This is a genomic window from Ruegeria sp. N11, assembly GCF_056531525.1.
Genome location: NZ_JBQFLX010000001.1, coordinates 1 through 20,374 on the forward strand (window position 1 = coordinate 1; position 20,374 = coordinate 20,374).

General features: G+C 57.5%; 22 protein-coding genes and 2 pseudogenes. 15 read left to right on the forward strand and 9 right to left on the reverse strand.

Going from position 1 to position 20,374, the window contains the following annotated elements; genetic code table 11:
* The coding region (locus ACR0J8_RS00005; protein WP_480888649.1) for a transposase at window positions 1–207 on the reverse strand (207 nt) is incomplete at its 3' end.
* A gap of 291 nt (window positions 208–498) precedes the next feature.
* Between ACR0J8_RS00005 and ACR0J8_RS00010 the strand changes: the two genes are divergently transcribed.
* Window positions 499–645 (forward strand): hypothetical protein, encoded by a 147-nt coding sequence (locus ACR0J8_RS00010; protein ID WP_480888650.1) that lies wholly within the window; start codon window positions 499–501, stop codon window positions 643–645.
* Here ACR0J8_RS00010 and ACR0J8_RS00015 read toward each other — a convergent pair.
* A complete protein-coding gene (locus ACR0J8_RS00015; RefSeq protein WP_480888651.1) occupies window positions 642–1,685 on the reverse strand; it encodes a hypothetical protein in 1,044 nt (347 codons plus the stop codon). The two genes, ACR0J8_RS00010 and ACR0J8_RS00015, sit on opposite strands and share 4 nt — an antisense overlap.
* 35 nt (window positions 1,686–1,720) lie before the next feature.
* Here ACR0J8_RS00015 and ACR0J8_RS00020 point away from each other — a divergent pair, with 35 nt between their 5' ends.
* From ACR0J8_RS00020 to ACR0J8_RS00035, 4 genes and pseudogenes are all read left to right on the forward strand, one after another.
* Entirely contained in the window at window positions 1,721–2,005 is a 285-nt protein-coding gene (locus ACR0J8_RS00020) for a hypothetical protein (RefSeq protein ID WP_480888652.1), read from the forward strand.
* Between the two features lie 534 nt (window positions 2,006–2,539).
* Window positions 2,540–2,728: pseudogene (locus ACR0J8_RS00025) on the forward strand (DUF455 family protein); the annotation flags it as partial.
* Window positions 2,729–2,910: 182 nt separating this feature from the next.
* The gene (locus ACR0J8_RS00030) at window positions 2,911–4,236 is read left to right on the forward strand and encodes a M23 family metallopeptidase (RefSeq protein ID WP_321252372.1); all 1,326 of its coding nucleotides are present in this window, start codon (window positions 2,911–2,913) and stop codon (window positions 4,234–4,236) included.
* Window positions 4,226–4,726, forward strand: coding sequence for a bactofilin family protein (locus ACR0J8_RS00035; protein ID WP_480888654.1), 501 nt, complete (start codon window positions 4,226–4,228; stop codon window positions 4,724–4,726). The genes ACR0J8_RS00030 and ACR0J8_RS00035 overlap by 11 nt, the downstream gene beginning before the upstream one ends.
* A gap of 77 nt (window positions 4,727–4,803) precedes the next feature.
* Here the strand turns inward: ACR0J8_RS00035 and ACR0J8_RS00040 are convergent, their stop codons facing one another.
* Entirely contained in the window at window positions 4,804–5,568 is a 765-nt protein-coding gene (locus tag ACR0J8_RS00040; RefSeq protein WP_480522496.1) for a hypothetical protein, read from the reverse strand.
* A gap of 359 nt (window positions 5,569–5,927) precedes the next feature.
* Between ACR0J8_RS00040 and aqpZ the strand changes: the two genes are divergently transcribed.
* Window positions 5,928–6,617 (forward strand): aquaporin Z, encoded by a 690-nt coding sequence (aqpZ, locus tag ACR0J8_RS00045; RefSeq protein WP_480888655.1) that lies wholly within the window; start codon window positions 5,928–5,930, stop codon window positions 6,615–6,617.
* A gap of 21 nt (window positions 6,618–6,638) precedes the next feature.
* Here the strand turns inward: aqpZ and ACR0J8_RS00050 are convergent, their stop codons facing one another.
* The 3 genes from ACR0J8_RS00050 to ACR0J8_RS00060 form a co-directional block, all read right to left on the reverse strand.
* Window positions 6,639–7,604: a DUF3179 domain-containing protein gene (locus ACR0J8_RS00050; RefSeq protein ID WP_480522499.1), complete on the reverse strand. Its 966-nt coding sequence runs from the start codon at window positions 7,602–7,604 to the stop codon at window positions 6,639–6,641.
* 362 nt (window positions 7,605–7,966) lie between these two features.
* Entirely contained in the window at window positions 7,967–8,524 is a 558-nt protein-coding gene (locus tag ACR0J8_RS00055; protein ID WP_480522501.1) for a peptidylprolyl isomerase, read from the reverse strand.
* A complete protein-coding gene (locus ACR0J8_RS00060; RefSeq protein WP_170610303.1) occupies window positions 8,517–9,023 on the reverse strand; it encodes a peptidylprolyl isomerase in 507 nt (168 codons plus the stop codon). Before ACR0J8_RS00060 ends, ACR0J8_RS00055 begins: the two co-directional genes overlap by 8 nt.
* 134 nt (window positions 9,024–9,157) lie before the next feature.
* Between ACR0J8_RS00060 and ACR0J8_RS00065 the strand changes: the two genes are divergently transcribed.
* The 7 genes from ACR0J8_RS00065 to ACR0J8_RS00095 all read left to right on the forward strand — a co-directional run bounded on the left by ACR0J8_RS00065 (window position 9,158) and on the right by ACR0J8_RS00095 (window position 15,558).
* Window positions 9,158–10,348, forward strand: coding sequence for a phosphoglycerate kinase (locus ACR0J8_RS00065; protein ID WP_480888800.1), 1,191 nt, complete (start codon window positions 9,158–9,160; stop codon window positions 10,346–10,348).
* A gap of 69 nt (window positions 10,349–10,417) precedes the next feature.
* On the forward strand, window positions 10,418–10,762 hold the full coding sequence (locus tag ACR0J8_RS00070; protein WP_170610298.1) for a lysozyme inhibitor LprI family protein: 345 nt from the start codon (window positions 10,418–10,420) through the stop codon (window positions 10,760–10,762).
* Window positions 10,763–10,894: 132 nt separating this feature from the next.
* Window positions 10,895–11,194 (forward strand): FtsB family cell division protein, encoded by a 300-nt coding sequence (locus ACR0J8_RS00075; protein WP_480522503.1) that lies wholly within the window; start codon window positions 10,895–10,897, stop codon window positions 11,192–11,194.
* Between the two features lie 180 nt (window positions 11,195–11,374).
* Window positions 11,375–12,364 carry a pyruvate dehydrogenase (acetyl-transferring) E1 component subunit alpha gene (gene pdhA / locus ACR0J8_RS00080; protein ID WP_170610291.1) on the forward strand — a complete coding sequence of 330 codons (990 nt, stop codon included), beginning with the start codon at window positions 11,375–11,377 and terminating at the stop codon, window positions 12,362–12,364.
* 15 nt (window positions 12,365–12,379) lie between these two features.
* Window positions 12,380–13,750, forward strand: a complete 1,371-nt coding sequence (locus ACR0J8_RS00085; protein ID WP_480522504.1) for a pyruvate dehydrogenase complex E1 component subunit beta — start codon at window positions 12,380–12,382, stop codon at window positions 13,748–13,750.
* A 3-nt stretch (window positions 13,751–13,753) separates the two neighbouring features.
* The gene (locus ACR0J8_RS00090) at window positions 13,754–14,239 is read left to right on the forward strand and encodes a hypothetical protein (protein WP_480522506.1); all 486 of its coding nucleotides are present in this window, start codon (window positions 13,754–13,756) and stop codon (window positions 14,237–14,239) included.
* Window positions 14,240–14,253: 14 nt separating this feature from the next.
* A complete protein-coding gene (locus ACR0J8_RS00095; RefSeq protein WP_480888656.1) occupies window positions 14,254–15,558 on the forward strand; it encodes a pyruvate dehydrogenase complex dihydrolipoamide acetyltransferase in 1,305 nt (434 codons plus the stop codon).
* 397 nt (window positions 15,559–15,955) lie between these two features.
* Here ACR0J8_RS00095 and cysE read toward each other — a convergent pair whose 3' ends face one another.
* Window positions 15,956–16,765 carry a serine O-acetyltransferase gene (gene cysE / locus ACR0J8_RS00100; RefSeq protein ID WP_480522508.1) on the reverse strand — a complete coding sequence of 270 codons (810 nt, stop codon included), beginning with the start codon at window positions 16,763–16,765 and terminating at the stop codon, window positions 15,956–15,958.
* Window positions 16,766–16,849: 84 nt separating this feature from the next.
* Between cysE and ACR0J8_RS00105 the strand changes: the two genes are divergently transcribed.
* Window positions 16,850–17,188, forward strand: a complete 339-nt coding sequence (locus tag ACR0J8_RS00105; protein WP_480522510.1) for a TraR/DksA family transcriptional regulator — start codon at window positions 16,850–16,852, stop codon at window positions 17,186–17,188.
* Here the strand turns inward: ACR0J8_RS00105 and ACR0J8_RS00110 are convergent.
* Window positions 17,169–18,070, reverse strand: a pseudogene (locus ACR0J8_RS00110) (phage portal protein). The gene ACR0J8_RS00105 and the pseudogene ACR0J8_RS00110 sit on opposite strands and share 20 nt — an antisense overlap.
* Window positions 18,071–18,328: 258 nt before the next feature.
* Here ACR0J8_RS00110 and ACR0J8_RS00115 point away from each other — a divergent pair.
* Window positions 18,329–18,901: a dihydrofolate reductase family protein gene (locus ACR0J8_RS00115; protein WP_480522511.1), complete on the forward strand. Its 573-nt coding sequence runs from the start codon at window positions 18,329–18,331 to the stop codon at window positions 18,899–18,901.
* Between the two features lie 77 nt (window positions 18,902–18,978).
* Here the strand turns inward: ACR0J8_RS00115 and ACR0J8_RS00120 are convergent, their stop codons facing one another.
* Entirely contained in the window at window positions 18,979–20,280 is a 1,302-nt protein-coding gene (locus tag ACR0J8_RS00120) for a DNA-packaging protein (protein ID WP_480888801.1), read from the reverse strand.
* Window positions 20,281–20,374: the final 94 nt, after the last annotated feature.

Here is a 20,374-nt window from a genome sequence, read left to right on the forward strand (position 1 = left end):
CCGCTCATTCTCTTTCTGAAGCGCTCGCATCTCTGACAACTGCGGCCGCCCCATGCCGCCAAACTTCTTGCGCCAGTAGTAATACGTCTTGTCTGAAATCCCCGCCTTCCGACAAGCGCTCACAACATCCAAACCATCATGCAAATGCACGTCGATCTCGCGCAAAAGCTTCAACGCATCTTCATCCGAATACCGCTTCCGAGCCATCCATCATCCCTTCCGTGACACCAAAATAGTGGCACAGTTTTACGGGGCTAAGACAGTGTGCGTGCCAGATAAAAACCTGTACGGTAGCTCAAAATTCTTCTCTTCAAGTTCAAACAGCCATTGAGACGAACATTCCAACAACGTTCGTCCGGCTGCAACCGCAAATTGTGACCTTCCAGGACGTGAAACTGTTGCTGGCATGCATCCCGAGTTCTGTCCCCATTTCCCCACTCCACGGGGCAGATCGCCTTTCATAAATTGAGGTCACCCAAGCAACGAAAGGACAAGCACATGGGACGTTATAACGGCAACGATCACAGCCAGGACGAAAACAACAATCACGGGAACCAGGGGAACCCGAACAACGACACATACTGGACCGACCGAGGCTATGACGAGCGGCCGGACGACTGGGAAAGTGCCTACGACGACGATTAAGAGGTCAAAGCGGGATAGTAGGAGGTCTCCAGGTTAAGAGCCTCCTGCAACCTCTCTTTAGGCATTGCCTGAAGTTCCCGAAAGTCGTCAAAGGGAGAGATCGGATCAAGCGTTAGGTTGCTAGTTTTTCGCAGGCCCTCAAATGCCCGCTGACAAAAGCTGGCAAGGTTTGCGAGCATAAAGAGTGCCATGGCCGATCTCTCATCCATATCCTTCTTCAGGTTCGCATGGACCCTGAGACAGACCGCATGGGCCGGAATACTGGTTCCTGCCCGGTATCTCTTGACCTCTCGATCAGAACCGAGTGTCGAAGAGAGATTAAACGCCTTCCTGTAGAAGTCAGTATTGGTCTTGATGCCGCTTAACTCTTTGGCGCGATCCATGAAGTACCGGATAGCCTCAAGATTGCCTGTCTCAGAGTTCCTGGAGGCGAGCATCTCTGAAACGCTCCAGATGGCGTCCTGTGATGGATGTCTTTCCGCCCCCTCGATGATCAACATCCGAATGCAGGCAAACAACCCCATGGTTCGGGCCGGAAGGTGCCACTTATCGGGCAAATCTGCCTCATCGGTCTGAAGGGCGCTTAGATACCACTGCACTGTATTCGTATGAGCCCAGGGCAGCTGAGAGATCATGTCGATTGCCTCGGAGCGCCGGTTCACGCTCCAGAGGGCGTGACAAATAATAGACCCTCTCGCCAGCTTCGTTGTGAAGTCTGCGGTCTTAGGAGCCCAGCTCTTCACCCTGCCCAACAACAGTAAGCGCGACCACTCAGACTCTCTTTCACTGTCGGGAGCCTGATTGAAAAACGAAATATCACGCTCCCCATAATTCAGTCTTTTCATCTTGTCATGCAGAGCATCCAGAACGTCCCGACCACCCTGGCTTTTCGCCATCTTTGACATCGGATCACCCCTCTCACGAGCGCGCTTGGCGGCTTGGTGAGCTCTCTCGTTGGTATTCTTACTTCCCACAAGGTCAGAAATCATGCTTCGACCAACGACTTTGTAGACATCATCAGGTTCCGGAAAGAAGTGCATTTTGTTGGCTCTATAGGTTCAATGGATTAAAGCAAATGGCGAAAACATGTTACGGCAAGTCTCTCTCGACCACACCATTTCCCGGGTCGAGGCTGACAGCTTGTTGCGCCACACATGTATCTGACAGCAAGCCCTTCGAAAATCAGTTTGCTAAGGTTATCCTGGAAAAGCTCGAAAGCGATCATCAGGCGTCCGCTGAAATCCATAAAAAGATGGTCCGGGTCATCGAGGAAGCTGAACAGGATTCACGCGACCACGAACCCGCAATTGGACAGCGCATTTCTGTGGTGTTCTTTTCGGATGGTGCAGGCGAGCACTAGGCAGTCTCAGACAGCAGCGAAGCCAGATCACTCAGTTTTACCAAGTGTCCTCGCGTCGTCTTACCTTCCATTTGCGTGCCATGTGTCTCAATCCCTTTGCTCTCAAAATCAGACAGAAGCTTTCGGGACGTTGTACCTCTTGACCTCGCCAGTGTCGCAAGGGGCATGTACTCGCTTTGGAAGATCGCAAGCTGCTGCGGTCTGACCAAGAAAGACTCGCTTGGGCCATGCGGAACTTTGCGTGATCCGAGCAGGCCCAGCTTGCACCAATGTGTAACCGCCTGAGCCTTCCAACCTATCCTAGTGAAGCAGAAGGATTACCCAAGCCAAACCTAATGCTCTTCCCGTTCGCCGTTTCTGTCCTCGTTTCGATCAAGATTGGAACTCAAGTACATGGGACTTTTGATCGGGTTTTGAGGCGAAAAAGTTCCACAATGTACGTGGAACTTTTTGAAGTGGAAGTATCTCGGTTCGATGTATTGATTGTTTTCAAGGGGATTGCACTGATGAATACAATGATAAAACGATTTTAGTTGGTATAACGAATCTCTGTGTGGACGCGAAAACGCCGACCCAAAAGACGTGTTCCACCAGCTTGTCCGGCGCTACTTTCATGGCAGCCTGAAACCACCTTTCAACGAAGAGAAACGCGCCGAAGCCGGGCTGCCCCCGGATTTTTACTGGCCCCTCACTGAAGAGATGCCATTGCCGGGAAGCACATGATCTGGGGGCCAATGCGGCTGTTTAGGCAAAATCCCGCCGACAATTGGCCCATTACCGGCTGTTAAGTTGTCTCTCCGGTCAACAAACTTGCCCAAATCGAACCGGCCCTCTATGCACTTCGCCCAAGGGACGGCTATCACTCACGACCGGTCCCGAAAATGGGGACGAGAGAGGGAAGACGCGTGCGAACACGTCTGGCAATCAAAATTCACTCACTGCTCGAGCGGCACTTTCCCGAGCGCAGAGTTTTTCTGAAATCCGACCAGGACACCCGGTTCATACGGCTGAGTTCCGAAACCCAGATTGCGGCGGTTGCCGGTGTGGCCATCATGGTCGGCTGGACCGCCGTTGCCACGGCGATCCTGCTGATGGACAGTATCGGGTCGGGCAATTTCCGCGATCAGGCAAGGCGCGATCAGGCGACATATCAGGAACGGCTGAATATCATCTCGGAAGAACGCGACGCGCGCGCACAGGAGGCATTGGCCGCGCAGGACCGGTTCAACGCCGCGCTTGAGCAGATTTCCGTCATGCAATCAGAACTGCTGGCATCGGAAAATCGCCGCCGTGAATTGGAAACCGGGATTGACGTGATCCAGACCACGTTGCGCGCGACGATGAAGCAGCGCGAAGAGGCGCGAACCGAGTTGGCCCAAGTGCAACAGGGCACCGACGGGGGCGACGTCTACATGGCCGCTGCCGCGAACCCCGCGCAAATGGGTTTCATGACCGAAGCGCTGGCGCGGACGGCGCAGGAACGCGATCAGATCGCCGCCAATGCCCGCGATGCGTTGGATCAGCGTGACGAGCTTGAACTGGAAATCCGCCTGATGCAGGAGCGCAGCGACGAGATTTTCCGGCAACTGGAAGAAGCGATGGTCATTTCTGTCGAGCCATTGGACAAGATGTTCCAGCAGGCAGGTATGCCCACAGACCGTATCATCGAAGAGGTCCGGCGCGGATATAGCGGTATGGGCGGTCCGCTGACCCCTTTATCCTTCAGCACGCGCGGTGAGGAGTTATCTCCGGAAGAAATCCGCGCGAACCGTCTGCTGCAGCAGATGGACCAGTTGAACCTCTACCGTATTGCGGCGGAAAAAGCGCCCTTTGCGAGCCCGGTGCGTGCCGCGGTGCGATACACCAGTGGCTATGGCACCCGTCGTGACCCCAAAACCGGTGGGCGCCGCATGCACAATGGTGCAGATTTTGCCGGACCGCACGGCACGGATATCTTTGCCACGGCCGATGGCGTTGTCACCCATGCGGGCTGGCAGTCAGGCTTTGGGCGGCTGGTAAAGATCAAGCACGCGTTCGGACTTGAGACACTTTACGCTCATAACACAAAGATCCGCGTGAAGGTCGGTCAAAGGGTCTCGCGCGGGGATCATATTGCTGATATGGGTAGCACCGGACGGTCAACCGGCACGCATCTGCACTATGAGGTGCGGTCGAACGGGAGACCTGTGAACCCAATGACTTACATCAAGGCTGCGAGAAATGTTTTCTAAGAGCAAAATCAACGAGCCCGGTTCCAAGGCACCTGAAGCGGCCAAGCCGGCCGCCCCGGCAACGCCGGCAGCACCCACCTCGACCGAAACCAAGGCCAGCACTCCGCCCAAGCCGAAGCCACCAGCATCGGTTCTGTCGTCGGACCTGCACATCACAGGCAACATCAAAACGTCCGGCGACATCCAGGTGGAAGGCACCGTCGAAGGCGATATTCGCGCCCATTTGCTGACCATTGGCGAGACGGCCACCATCAAGGGTGAAGTGACTGCCGATGACGTGGTGATCAATGGCCGCATTGTCGGCCGGGTCCGCGGCCTGAAGGTCCGCCTGACTTCGACCGCACGGGTTGAAGGCGACATCATCCACAAGACCATCGCTATCGAAAGCGGCGCGCATTTCGAAGGTTCGGTGCAACGTCAGGACGACCCTCTGAACCCTGGCCGCGGCGGCAAGTCGGGCGCAAACCCGGCAGCGGAAGTCAGCCAGTAACCTCTGCTGAAACAGAAAATGTCTGGAAAACGCCGCAGCAACACTGCGGCGTTTTTCTTTGACTGCATCTGGGCCTTCTAGGTCTCACGCTGGTTCCACGTGGCATTGGTTTCTATGATTCCCGCAACTGCAGTTGCCTTTTCGGCAAGTTCTGCCTTGGTGTCGTCTGCAAAAGCCAACTTCTCAAACCTCTGATGCATCTCTTTTGAAGTGTAGAAGTCGAATATTCTGGAGTTGTTCGGGCTTGGCCAAAAGGCGGTGATCCAAATCGCCTCGCGACCAGGTACGCGACCGGCGCACCAGTCGTTCCAGAAACGGCAGACCAGCTTGTCATCGGCAACATCCGCAACCTGCGCCAGCAGGGTTTCCAATGGCCACCCACCCAGGCTGAACATACAGATCGTATCATCCAGGTAATCATGCCCTTGCCGGTCGATCTCGCGCATCAGGAAGAGGCGCTGAAACCGATCGAGCACATTCCATTCCTCGGCTGACCAGTTATCCGGGTTGCCGGTTTCAAACCGGCTCAGGCTGACTTCAAGCCCGTTCGAGCTGACGTCTTCATCACATGCCAGCACTTCCAGTATACGTGGCAGGAGATAGGCCCAAATTATCTTATCGACGCCTTTCGGATCACATGCCGCAAAGAACCAATCCCGAATATAGTGCAGAGGCAGATCTTCAATACCCGGATTGAAGAAATCCGCTTCGATGGACGCCTCCATGCAGCACCCTTCGCAGACGCCGGTTCGTGTTGGCTTGGGGTAGGAAAAAACGCGATATGCATCTTCGATGACACCGGCGAACGAATGGTCCCCGGGCAGTTTTGCACTGAGAGGCATTTTCCGTTTTTGACCCATCCAAGATTTGACCTTGATCGCAATCGACTGAACAAGACATACCGCTGAGGTCCGGTCACTGAAACACTCATCAGGTATCTACATAGAATCTCGAGCCTCGGATGTAATGCGCTTGCCGCAGTCGGCAACTGGCGGCGGTCAATAGAACATCAACTAAGGATGCTTATGCGACGCGGGTTTCGCGCCCTCTATGCTCAGGCGATTGAGTAGCGCAGCCAGAGCGTCCTCGATGGTCTGTTGAGTGCGGCCCGCTTTCGCAAAAAAACTCTCCGATTTCAATAGTTTCACAAAACGTGTTTTTTGAATTATCCTGAAAATCATTGTTTTCTGGAGGACTTTTGATGTCATCAAAACTAATGGCAGAGTTTTTCGGCACCTTCTGGTTGGTGCTGGGTGGGTGCGGCAGTGCGGTACTTGCTGCAGGTGTAGCTGATGTTGGTATTGGCTGGCTGGGTGTTTCCTTTGCGTTCGGCCTGACCGTGCTGACAATGGCCTATACGGTCGGGCATATTTCAGGCGGACATTTCAACCCTGCCGTCAGCCTGGGGCTTATGATTGGCGGGCGGTTTCCGGCCAAGGATCTGTTGCCCTATTGGAGCGCGCAGGTGGTCGGCGCGATTGTTGCGGCGATTGTTCTGTATATGATCGTCAGCGGTGCACCCGGTTTTGAAGGCGTGGGCGGGTTTGCATCGAACGGGTACGGTGATGCATCGCCCGAAGGGTATTCGATGATGTCCGCACTGATCATTGAGATCGTTCTGACGGCGTTCTTCATTCTGATCATTCTGGGTGCGACGTCTGCCGGCGCGCCTGCGGGTTTTGCCCCGATTGCAATCGGTCTGGGCCTGACTCTTATCCACCTGATCTCGATCCCGGTCACGAATACGTCGGTCAACCCGGCGCGGTCGACCGGTGTGGCGCTGTTTGCGGATGGTCCGGCGCTGGCGCAGCTGTGGCTGTTCTGGGTCGCGCCGCTGATCGGGGCCGCGATCGGAGCAGTGATCTGGAAAGTAATGTCCCCGGAAGACTAGGGTGAACTCTGTCGGAGGCCGTTAAGGGCGGCCTCCGACCATCCATTGCCCGTTCGGCCAGAAGGCATGAAAGGCAAAGGCAAACATGACATCGTGGACAACGTCCCTGCCCTTGTCATCCCGCACGCGGATCGATCCGATATCACGCCCTTTTGCAATCCGCCCCGTGTCCAGCGCCGAGGCCTGACCCGGTGACCACCGTATTGTCAGCCCCGCTTCCTGCACTTCATGTTCTTCGCTCAGGCGCGTCAGGGGCCACGCCTTGTCCCCCACCCGCACGACCCGTTCAAGCGGTGGAATACCGTGCGGCGGGTCTTGTCCGGAGTACAGAAACGGTCGACGCGACGTGTCATAGCCCCGATAGGGGTTGCGCCCATAGTCGCGGTTGTAGGCGGGTTCAGCCATCACCAGCCCGTCGGGATTGCGGGCGCTGAAATCGGCCCAGCTTTCCATCCAAACCGGCAAAGTCCTGAGTTCGCGACCTGTCATGCGTCCGACAATGGCCTGACCCGTCGCCTGTTGCCACCAGCTTTGGGTTTCGCGGTCATACATCACCATATCGGAATGACGTAGTTTGCCGGTGACGCCAAAACTCAACACACGATTGGACAATCGCCGATCAAACACGATGGCCGAGTTGCAAAGCGGGCAAAATGTAACGGCGATGGGGGTGCTGCCGATACGGTCGTTCACGATCTCATGCCACATCAGATAGCGGATTGGATAGGCGCGTGGCGCGTCTCCCGCCAGTTCCACAGTTATCACAGGTTCGACATCTGCAAGCGAGCCAGTGGAAACGGGGACAAAGCCGGGATTGTCCAATGCCGGAATCCCATCTTTCGGCGGACCACCAGACCGGATTTCGGACCAGTTCGCTATTGCGGATTTTCTGAAATCGGTCTCCGGCCATTCCGCGCGCCATTCATCAGGGCCGGCTCCTGTGGCGGTGGCCCAAATCATCAACGCACATGTAAAGAGAACGCGCATCAGCCCACCTCTTGACGTTCTGTCATGCTGACGCAGCTTTCCCCCTTGGACCAGACCGATACACGCAAAATTGAATGCACCGGATCGGGGTAAAGAAGCTTCCGCTGGCACCCAATTCTGTTTCTATCAAAAGCCAGGGCCATGTGCCGTCATAACCGGCGCACCAGTCAAGGAGGCGATCCTGACGGATTATTCACAGGCAATCGCCGATGCGATCCCTGCTGCTGCAATGTTAACATTGAAAGATGTAAGCCACTTCGCTTCGCTTCAGGCGCCGGAAGCTCATACCGTGCGATCCACGATTTAATCGATGGGTAGCGGAATGGGAAAACCCGGCGCGAAACAGCGCCGGGTTTGAGGTATTACTCGGTCACGGTGACTTTTTTCATCACGTCAGGCTGTCCGATGACGGCACCGTTCTGCCCTTCACCGCGTTTGATCGCATCAACAACATCCATGCCGTCCGTGACTTTTCCGACGACCGTGTACTGGCCGTCCAAAAACGGACCGGGCTCGAACATGATGAAGAACTGCGAGTTGGCGCTGTTGGGGTTATTACCCCGCGCCATGCCTACAACGCCACGATCGAACGTCACGTCCGAAAACTCGGCAGGCAGGTCCGGACGTTTGGAACCGCCGCGCCCGGCCAAACCCGCGTTGAACTCATCAGAGTTCTGATCGCCGAAATGCACGTCACCCGTCTGTGCCATGAACCCGTCAATCACGCGGTGGAAGATCACACCGTCATACTGACCTTCGCTGGCCAGCGCCGCGATCTGTTCAACATGTTTGGGGGCTACGTCGTCGAACAGTTCGATGGTGATGGTGCCATTGGCCCCTTGACCTTCGACCTTGATCTCAAGCCCGGTTGCCAGCGCCGGGCCGGCAATCAGAGCAAAAACTGCCGCCAGCTTATGCATCGGCCGCCACCTTGACGCTGACCATCCGGTCGGGGCTTGCAGGCGGCTCGCCGCGGGTGATGGCGTCGACATGCTCCATGCCTTCGATAACGCGGCCGTAAACAGTGTACTGGCCGTTCAGGAAATGATTGTCCTTGAAGTTGATGAAGAACTGCGAATTCGCCGAGTTCGGGTTCTGTGACCGGGCGGCGCCCAGCGTTCCCCGGTCGTGGGGCAGTTTCGAGAATTCCGCCGGAACGTTCGGCAGGGACGAACCGCCGGTACCTGCCATACGCAGGTTGAACCCGTCTTCCATGTCGCCATGCTGTACGTCGCCGGTTTGCGCCATGAAGCCGTCGATCACACGGTGAAAGGCCACGTTGTCGTATTCGCCCGCTCGCGCCAGTTCCTTCATCCGCTCACTGTGTTGGGGCGCCACGTCCGGCAGAAGCTCGATGACGACATTGCCATCCTTCAGTTCGATGATGATGGTGTTTTCGGGATCCTTGATCTCGGCCATTTGGCCCTCCTGTCGTTTATCTTGCGCAAATACCTATGATGCGGGCGCATGAATGCCAAGTGACGCATTGACCTGAATGCAAAATGCAGGAAAAGAACCGCCTAGATCGGTTCAAAAATGACGAGGATTGGGCGATGAGCTGGAAAACGCTGGACGATATGGACATGGGCGACAAACGGGTGCTGGTGCGCGTGGACATCAACGTTCCGGTCGTGGACGGCGTCGTGACCGATGCAACCCGTATTCAGCGGATCGTTCCGACCGTGCGCGATATCCTGAACGCAGGCGGCAAACCTATCCTGCTGGCCCATTTCGGACGCCCTGGCGGTGAACGCCGCGAGAGCCTGTCTCTGAAACAGCTGGTACCGACCCTGGAGGCCGCATTTGGAGCCGAGGTCCTGTTTGCTGCCGATTGCGCCGGTGCCGAAGCCGAACTGGCCGCGCAGGAACTGAAGCCCGGTCAGGTGCTGCTGTTGGAAAACACCCGTTTCCATGCGGCAGAGACCAAGAACGATGCGGACCTGGCCGCAGGTATGGCTCGCCTGGGTGATCTGTATTGTAACGACGCGTTTTCCGCCGCGCACCGCGCCCACAGCTCGACCGAGGCGCTTGCACGTTTGCTTCCCGCTTGCGCCGGTCGTCTGATGCAGGCGGAACTTGAGGCGCTGGAAGGCGCCTTGGGTTCACCGAAACGCCCCGTCACTGCCGTTGTCGGTGGGGCCAAGGTATCGACCAAGCTGGAGTTGCTGGGCAATCTGATCGACAAGGTCGACTATCTGGTCATTGGCGGAGGTATGGCGAACACATTTTTTGTCGCCAAGGGCATTGATGTCGGGAAATCGCTGGCCGAAACCGCGATGAAGGACACGGCTGCGGAAATTCTGGCAAAGGCGGAGACGTCGGGCTGCACGATTGTCCTGCCCCGCGACATCGTGGTCGCCGAAAAGTTCGAAGCCCATGCTCCGCATCAGGTTCTGCAATCTGATGGATGCCCCCCGGAGGGTATGATCCTGGATGCCGGCCCCGAAAGTGTCGCGGCCATCAACGAAATCTTTGCGCAAAGCCAGACCCTGATCTGGAACGGCCCGCTGGGTGCTTTCGAGCTGGAACCCTTCGACGCTGCCACAAACGCCGCAGCGCTTAAAGCGGCTGCGCTGACCCGGTCGGGCAAGCTGATCTCGGTTGCAGGTGGGGGTGACACGGTTGCCGCCCTTAATGCGTCGGGGGCAGCCAGCGATTTCACCTACATCTCAACCGCCGGCGGCGCGTTTCTTGAGTGGATGGAAGGCAAAACCCTGCCCGGCGTCGCGGCATTGGAAGGCTAGTCATAAAGACAAATTAGCTGCATTTCGCGCCTCATGATAAACTCTCCTTATTGAATTGGAGATTTTGTCATGAGGTACCTTGCCTGCCTGATCGTTGCATTGATCCCCGCCTATTCCGCCGCACAATCCAGTTGTGGCGGACAAACCCAACTCGACGCCAATTTCTGCGCCAAGGAAAAATGGGAAATCGCGGATCGCGAGTTGAACCGTATCTGGGCCGAAGTCAAACCGCTTGCCGATGCGCGTGGGAACGGTCAATCCCTGTTGAACGAACAGCGCGCCTGGCTGAAGGCGCGTGACGCGACTTGCGATCCGGAGCTGGCAAGCGATGGCAGCGCGGCGCCCATGTTCTATTGGGCCTGCATGGAGCAGCAAACTCTGACCCGCAATCAGGCGCTGGCGGCATGGCGCTGAGAAACCTAATTCGGCAATTCGCAAAAAAGTGCGAATCAAGGGATTCACAACGCGAATCGCCTGTGACATAGTGCGATCAGATGTCCGCAAAGGGCACGTTTTTGAGGCAGACTTCATACGGCGGTTAACAGAGTGTCCCGTTCCCATCGGCCCGGTTTGGGCTCAGTTTTGTTCTTCATGGTGGCTTTCATGCTGGGTGTCTATTTCACCTTCGCCGCTGTGCAGGGCGATTTTGGCCTGTTCAGACGGGTCGAGATTGCTGCGGAACGGGACGCTCTGTCGCGCGATCTGGCCCGGCTTGAGGCTGAGACCTCGGAAATGGAAAACCTGACCCGCCGTCTGTCGGACACCTATCTGGATCTTGATTTGCTGGACCAGCAGGCCCGCTCGGTTCTGGGCATGGTCCGAACGGATGAAATCGTCATTCATTGATCCCTGAGGTTTCAGATTTTTCATCGAAAAACCTTTGCCCGCAGTCTTTTAACGAAGACCGCAAGGCCAAGGATCGCGTATCCTGCCCCTGCGTTACTTTTACTCTCGCCAGATGCGGTCAAATGTTCTATGAGATAGTTTAACGCTAAACTATCTTGCCGAAAGGGGGAGATTGCCACAATGGCTGCGCGAAAAACCACAAAGAAACCAAACGTTTCTGCGGACGAACTCAAACTCTATTATCGCGAAATGTTGCTAATCCGCCGATTCGAGGAGAAGGCGGGACAACTATACGGTATGGGTCTGATCGGCGGATTTTGCCATTTGTACATCGGTCAGGAGGCCGTTGTGGTCGGTCTCGAAGCTGCTGCCGAAGAAGGCGACAAGCGCATCACCTCCTATCGTGATCATGGCCATATGCTGGCCTGCGGCATGGATCCCGGCGGCGTGATGGCCGAACTGACTGGGCGCGAGGGCGGCCTGTCCAAGGGCAAGGGCGGCTCGATGCACATGTTCTCGAAAGAGAAACATTTCTACGGCGGCCACGGCATCGTGGGCGCGCAGGTGCCATTGGGCGCGGGTCTGGCCTTTGCCGACAAGTACAAGGGCAACGGAAGGGTGACATTCACCTATTTCGGCGACGGAGCGGCGAACCAGGGTCAGGTGTATGAAACCTTCAACATGGCTGCCCTGTGGGATCTTCCCGTTGTCTTCGTGATCGAGAACAACCAGTACGCCATGGGCACCGCGCAAGCCCGCTCTACCTCGACCCAGGACATTTACGTTCGCGGAGAAGCCTTTGGCATTCCCGGCGAGATCGTCAACGGCATGGATGTTCTGGCCGTCAAGGAGGCCGGCGAAAAGGCCGTCGCCCACTGCCGCGCGGGCAAGGGTCCCTATATCCTTGAAGTCAAGACTTATCGCTACCGCGGCCACTCGATGTCCGACCCGGCCAAGTATCGCACACGGGAAGAAGTTCAGAAGGTCCGCGAGCAAAGCGACCCGATCGAACATGTGCGCGAGCTGCTGTTGTCCGGCAAACACGCGACAGAAGATGATCTGAAAGCAATCGACAAAGAGATCAAAGAGGTCGTCAACAAGGCCGCCGAATTCTCGAAAGAAAGCCCCGAGCCGTCACTGGACGAGCTCTGGACCGACATCTACGCCTGAGAGGACGAATAAGACATGGCAACCGAAATTCTCATGCCCGCCCTTTCGCCCACGATGGAAGAGGGCACGCTGGCCAAATGGCTGGTCAAGGAAGGCGACACCGTTTCATCCGGCGATATCATGGCCGAGATCGAAACCGACAAGGCCACAATGGAGTTCGAAGCCGTCGACGAAGGCATCGTTGGCAAGATCCTGATCGAGGAAGGCACCGAAGGGGTCAAGGTGAACACTCCAATCGCCATTCTGGTTGAGGAAGGTGAAGACGCCTCGGCCCTGCCGTCGGCCGCGCCCGCTGCTGAAGTGGCGCCCGAGGCTGCCCCGGCGGCGGTCGCTGCTGCGGCTCCGGCTGCTGCACCGGCGGCACCGGTGGTGGATCTGTCCCCCGACTGGCCGGCAGATGCCGAAATGAAACCCCAAACCGTTCGCGAAGCCTTGCGCGACGCCATGGCCGAAGAAATGCGTGGCGATGAGGACGTTTACCTGATGGGCGAAGAAGTCGCCGAATATCAGGGTGCCTACAAAATCTCGCAAGGCCTGCTGGACGAATTCGGCAGCAAGCGTGTGATCGACACTCCGATCACCGAGCACGGGTTTGCTGGCATCGCGGTGGGTTCGGCCTTTGGTGGGTTGAAACCGATTGTCGAGTTCATGACCTTCAACTTCGCCATGCAGGCAATTGACCAGATCATCAACTCGGCCGCCAAGACGCTTTACATGTCCGGCGGTCAGATGGGTTGTCCGATCGTGTTCCGTGGTCCGAACGGCGCAGCGGCACGCGTCGCAGCCCAACACAGCCAGGACTATGCGGCGTGGTACATGCAGGTGCCCGGCCTCAAGGTTGTCATGCCTTACTCTGCCGCTGACGCAAAAGGTCTGCTGAAGTCTGCCATCCGCGATCCCAACCCGGTCGTTTTCCTGGAAAACGAAATCCTTTACGGTCGCAGCTTTGACATGCCTCAGGTTGACGACCTGACCGTCCCGCTGGGCAAGGCCCGTATCTGGCGCGAAGGTTCCGACGTCACCATCGTCAGCTTCGGTATCGGCATGCAGTTCGCACTGGAAGCCGCCGACAAGCTGGCCGGAGAAGGTATCAACGCCGAAGTGATCGACCTGCGCACAATCCGCCCGATGGATACAGGTGCAATCATCAATTCCGTGATGAAGACCAATCGCCTGGTGACTGTCGAGGAGGGTTGGCCGCAAGGTTCGGTTGGCAGCTATATCTCATCCGTGGTGATGCAGGAGGCGTTCGATTACCTCGACGCGCCGGTCATCAACTGCACCGGCAAGGATGTTCCGATGCCCTACGCTGCAAACCTGGAAAAACTGGCGCTGGTGACCACCGATGAGGTGATCGCAGCCGTCAAACAAGTGACGTACCGCTAGGCGATGATTGCAAGGAACGCAGATTATCCTTCGGGAGCAGACTGGCTTTTCGAAAGCCTCGATGCCGCACGAAAGGACAACAACCGCAATCTGCTTTATGTTTGCGCAGCGTTCCTTGCCGTTTCCTTCATCAGCATAGCTTTGAATCTGGAAGGCCTGAACGGGATCGAGTTTCAGTTTTCCTTTATGGTTGGAAGTCTGACCGACGCCTGGCCTATCCGGGCAATGCTGAGCGTTGCCTGTATCGTTTCGTATGCTTCCGTCATCTACATCGTGCTCGAGCAGCAGCGCTTGCAGCTTGGCATGGATTACCTGGCGGTTTTGGATCACAGCGACGCGGCGGCACTGGGAAACTTCACTGAGTGGCTGAAGACAAACCACCCGCATGTGTCGCGCGCGCGTTCCATGGTGATTGGTGTGTTCGTCACCTTTTGTGCCGCTATTCTGCTTATCGACATCGCAACGCTGATCTACTCATTCTCGAAGTAAGAGGACATGAAGACATGCCCACCGAAATTCTGATGCCCGCCCTTTCACCCACCATGGAGGAAGGAACACTTGCCAAATGGCTGGTCAAGGAAGGCGACACCGTCGCCTCGGGTGACTTGCTGGCCGAAATCGAAACCGACAAGGCCACGATGGAGTTCGAGGCCGTCGACGAAGGTGTTGTTGGTAAGATCCTGATCCCGGAAGGCACCGAAGGGGTCAAGGTCAACACCGCTATTGCGGTTCTTCTGGACGATGGCGAAAGCGCCGATGATATCGCGGCCGCGCCTGCCGCTGCTCCAGCGGCTGCGCCTGCAGCCGCCGCGGGCAACGAGGCTGCCGCGCCCGCGGCACCCGAGGCGCCGGCCCCTGCCCCGTCTGCTCCGGCCAAAGCCGATGGCGGACGCATCTTTGCATCACCTCTGGCCAGACGCATCGCGGCGCAGAAAGGCCTGGATCTTGCGCAATTGTCCGGATCGGGTCCCCATGGCCGTATCGTCAAGGCAGATGTGGAAGGCGCGACAGCAACCGCACCTGCTGCGGCACCCGCCGCAGCCGCGTCAGCACCTGCAGCGGCGGCGGCTCCAACTGGCCCATCCGCCGATATGGTTGCCCGCATGTACGAGGGTCGTGAATACGAAGAGATCAAACTCGACGGGATGCGCAAGACCATCGCCGCGCGTCTGGGTGAAGCTAAACAGACCATCCCGCATTTCTATCTGCGCCGCGACATCAAGCTGGATGCACTGCTCAAGTTCCGCAGCCAGTTGAACAAACAACTGGAGGGCCGTGGCGTAAAGCTGAGCGTCAACGACTTTATCATCAAGGCCGTCGCCAACGCGCTGCAACAGGTCCCGGAATGCAACGCCGTCTGGGCGGGCGATCGGGTGCTGCAACTGAGGCCGTCGGATGTCGCCGTTGCGGTTGCAATCGAAGGCGGCCTGTTCACCCCAGTTCTACAGGACGCCGACACCAAATCGCTTTCTGCGCTGTCAACCGAGATGAAGGACCTCGCCGGTCGTGCCCGTGAACGCAAGCTGGCACCGCATGAATATCAGGGCGGTACATTCGCGGTTTCGAACCTCGGCATGTTTGGTATCGACAATTTCGACGCCATCGTGAACCCGCCCCATGCAGGTATTCTGGCCGTTGGTACAGGGTTGAAGAAGCCGGTCGCGGGTGAAGATGGCGAACTGACGGTCGCGACGGTCATGTCGGTCACAATGTCGGTTGATCACCGGGTCATTGACGGCGCGCTTGGTGCACAGTTGCTGCAAGCCATAGTGGACAACCTTGAAAACCCAATGGTCATGCTGGCCTGAAACAAGACAACAGCCTCGCCGCATCCTTGATCCGGCGAGGCTTTGCCCCTTGTTCAGAATGTGAGATGGCGAGATCACCATCGACCTTGTTCAGAAAGATCGGCGTCTCGCATCTCTTTGCGCATGATTCCTTTACCTGTCGGAGTGCAATGACCTCTGCGAAATCAGTCAGAATTTTGCTTTTTCTCTTTTTTGCTGGCGACAGCACTTCCAGCGCCATTAAGGGCCAAGCCCAACAGCTGCCCGCGCGAAAATTCCCGTTTCAGTTCATCTGATCCTGCTGCATTCGCAAGACAGAAAACGGCGCGATAGTGTGATCAAAGAGCGCAAGAAGCGATGGGAAGAAAGAAGGTGCGAGCGGTCGGAGAAAATGAACAACCACTCGAACTGATTTGCCTTACTGGTCTTTGCCCAGCATGTGGTCCATCGAGATCGACGGCTGATCACAGCCCGCCTCACCCACGATCTTGGCAGGAATGCCCGCCACGGTCTTGCAAGGCGGAACCTCCTGCAGCACCACCGATCCCGCGGCTATTCGGCTGCAGTTACCGACCTTGATATTGCCCAGCACTTTGGCCCCGGCCCCAATCAGAACACCGTTTCCGATCTTCGGATGGCGCTGTTCTTCTTCCTTGCCGGTTCCGCCAAGCGTCACAGAATGCAGCATCGAGACGTTATCACCGACAACGGCGGTTTCCCCGATCACGATGGAGTGTGCGTGATCGATCATGATGCCTTTTCCGATCTGCGCTGCCGGGTGAATGTCGATCCCAAAGATCTCGGACGAACGCATCTGGAAGAAATAAGCCAAGTCATGACGGCCCGTGCGCCACAGCCAATGCGCGACACGATACGCCTGCATCGCCTGATAGCCTTTGAAATACAAAATGGGCTGCAACAAGCGGTGGCAGGCCGGGTCGCGTTCGTAGACGGCCATCAGGTCTGCCCGCGCTGCTTCTATCAATCCGTGGTCGTCGGCATAGGCCTCGTCCACGATCTCGCGCAGAACCATCATCGACATCTCGTTCGAGCACAGCTTGGCCGCCACCCGATACGACAGCGCACGTTCAAGGCTGCGGTGATGGAGGATACACGCGTGCACCAACCCGCCCATCAGTGGCTCTTTTTCAACAGCCGCGTGCGCCTCGGCCGTGATCCGATCCCAGACCGGATCCATATTTCTCACTTTGGTGCGCGTTTCAAACATAGCTATTGATCCCTTGCTGCGCCTAGAATGCCATTTAGTTGTAAAAACACCAAACGCAAACCCTTGATCCGCAGTGTAACGAAAATGAATGAGTCCGAACTGGCCGATTTCGAAACACAAATTCGCGACCGATTGCGCGAACTGGCCGCGCAATCAGAGGCGGGCAAAGAGGCCCAGGCGATCGTTCCGTTGGATCAACAGGCCGTGGGGCGCCTCAGCCGAATGGATGCGCTGCAAAATCAGGCCATGGCCAAGGCCCAGCAAGCAAACCGGGATCTTGAGGCCCGCCGATTGCAAGCGGCCCTGACACGGATCGACGATGGTGAGTTCGGATATTGCGAGGATTGCGGCGATGAAATCCCGCGCGGGCGGCTGGACCTTGATCCAGCCGCCGGCAAATGTGTCAGCTGCGCATCCGGCTAACCAGAAAGCGGATCAGTTGGCTCAGAACCATCTCAAAGCACTGGCAATATTGAATATCTTCAAAGTCTGGTTCATCCGCCAGCCGACGGCTCCGCGCCGCGGCCATCAACGATCCGTTGCCGAAAACCGGATGCAGATCGCCGGTTCGCCTGACATGTTGATCGGCCAGCTCAGCCTCGGCGATCATCAGGGCGCATAGTTTCCGACGCTCCCGCTGCGGCGCGGCCAACAAGGCACGCGTCGCCAGGGACAGAACTGTCAGGCGATAGAACGCCCGATTGGCCTCCTGAGTTCGAATAGGTCGCTTCCCCCGGGGTCCCTTCAGCATCGGCGGGACCCCAAAAGGCCAGAGCGATCTCGCAGGCGGCGGCTTCCTTGGTCTTTTGAAATTCCATATCGGACGGCGAGAAACCAACCGGTTTCCAATCCAGCCCTCCTTCCAGAACCATCCGCCCCCGGCACCACATTCATCCGGTCCGATCGCAAGACGTACAACTCAACAGGCCGGCCTTCCTCGGCTTGAACCGCCTCGACATAGGCATTGCCCGACAGCAGCAACTGCCCGAACAAGGCCTCCATCAACTCCGCCCGCCCCTGCGCCGCATTTGGACGACGCACCAGCGACAGGATCGGATGAGTATCAAACCGCTGCGCCTGATCCTGCAGCACCAAAGGCAACGCCGACGCCGCCTTGGCAATCAACTTGACCGACCGAAACCCCACCGGGTTCCCCGAAAACCCCGTCCGCGTCAGCGATACCGTATCCCGAGGGCTCCACGCCACGCGCCCGCCCGTCTGCCACGCCACCACAGGCCCCGCCGCGCTCGCCTTCGCCTCGGGTGCCTCGCCAGCCGATCCACGACGCAAGAAATCGAATACCATCTGTGCTCCTTTCTGCCGCCGCTCTGCCCGGCTTGTTGAAAGGAGTTATGACGCAAAAACGTTTAAGCCTCGGGAATGGGGCGTGCGGGGGTTGTGCAACGCCCAACTCAACCGCCTGCTTCACTCCAGATTTGCATTGAGTTCAATTTGCCTCATTGCGGACGAAGCTGCCGAGATATCTGTTGGAACGAATGTCTGCTATCAAGTTAGATAACAACCAGCATCCTTTGAGTTGACTAGAAAACCAAGGAGGTCGTCATGAAGTGCAGCGCATATATCGCAACAAGCGCAGACGGGTTTATTGCCCGTGCTGATGGCAGTGTTGACTGGCTTGAATCCGCGGGCAACCCGGAGGCTGGCATGGCCGAGAGCTACATCGACTTTGCGACCTACTTTGCGACCATCGATTGCATGATCATGGGTCGCAAATGCATGGAAATGATCAGCAGCTTTGATCTGCCACCCGATCAGTGGCCCTACGGAACAACAAAGATTGTTGTGCTAAGCAAAACGATTCAAACGCCCCCAGCCAATCTGAAAAACAGAATCGAACTGTATTCAGGCGACCTGACAGCACTCTTGGATAGGCTTGAGGCTGAAGGCTATCAGAGTGCGTATATCGACGGCGGCAAGACTATTCAGAATTTTATTAACCTCGGTCGACTTGACGAGATCACCATAACCCAAATGCCGATCCTGATCGGCGATGGAACACCATTGTTCGGAAGAACTCTCCGAGATGTCACTCTAACTGACGCGCAGGCAGTCGCCTGCCCGAGCGGTTATATCCAGTTCCGCTATCGTATCGAAAAAGGCGTCCCCGAGAGCTGACTTTTGCGTCTTGCGCAGCATCAATAAAACAGGATGCTTGCAGTCGTTCGGCATCTAGGCTTGAAGTGAACAACCTCTTACAACGCCCTTACCCGCGGCCTCCGATACGCCCCCGCAGGCCCCACAACCAACTCATGCAGCGCCCAGACCAGAGCGTCGACCCGGTCAGGCGAGCCCTGCCCCTCGAACCCACGCGCGGTCATTTGGCACATCTGCTCCTCCAGCGCGTCCATCCCCGCCACATGCGCCACACGCCCCTGCTCGTACAGGGCCGCCACAGGCTCTGCCCTCGCGACCTTGCCCCGCGACGCACGGACTGCCCGGAACGGGACCAGAGGGTCCACCTGCCGAACGACCTCCTCAACCAGTTGCCCGCCCTGATTGACCTCGGCCACGAGCCGTTCCGGCGCGAACTCATCCATCGCGTCAATCGCGGCTTGCGCCCAGCCCGCCGGGCCAACACCCTGCACCGTCCGGTCAGCCAGCACGAACGCCCGCCATTCCTCGGGCGGCCCCTGCACCTGAGCGCCCACGACCACGATCCCACAGGCATCCGCATCCGATCCCGCCGTCACCGCCGGGTCCAATGCCACAACGATGCGATCCAACTCAGGCACCCGCGCACAGCGCGCCGCCTCCAGCATCGAACCCGTCCACAGCGCCCCTTCGGCATCTGACAGCAGTACCCCGTCCAACTCCTGTCGCCCCAGCCGCGTGCCCGCGTATCGCGCGCGCACCTCTTCCAAAAAGGACTCCGCCAGATTGGCCCGGTTCGCCTCGGTCTGCGCATGGGTTTGTACGGTAGAGGGCGACGCCAACAATTCCTTCAAAACCTTCACATTGCGCGGCGTGGTGGTCACACAGACCCGAGGTCGCTCGCCCAGCCGCAACGCAAATTGCAACATGTCCCAGGTCTCGCCCGCCTTCTTCCACTTGGCCAGTTCATCCACCCAGGCCGCATCGAACTGCGGTCCACGCAGCCCCTCCAGATCATGCGCCGAAAAAGCCTGCGCCTCGGCCGCATTGGGCCAGATCAGTTTCCGTTCCGATGCCTTCCAAACAGGTCGACGATCCGGGGGCGAACACTGCAATATCCCGCTATCGCCAAAGATCATCACATCACGCACCTGATCAAACGTCTCACCAACCAACGCGACCCGACTGGCCTCCCCTTTATCCAAAGGCAAAGACCCCTCGACCATCGAACGCACCCACTCGGCCCCGGCACGTGTCTTGCCCGCTCCACGCCCGCCCATGATCACCCAGGACCGCCAGTCGCCCTCGGGCGGCAACTGATGCGGCAGCGCCCAGAATTCAAACAGGAAAGGGAGGGCGCACAGCCCCCCCTTCCCGATCTCATTCAGAAACCTCTCCCTCACTGCAGCATCTGCGGAGGCGAGCCAGCCTGCACCCGATTTCAAATCGAGCGCGCTCAAGGTCAAGTGCGTATCCTCCTTGGGCAATCCCGGCTTG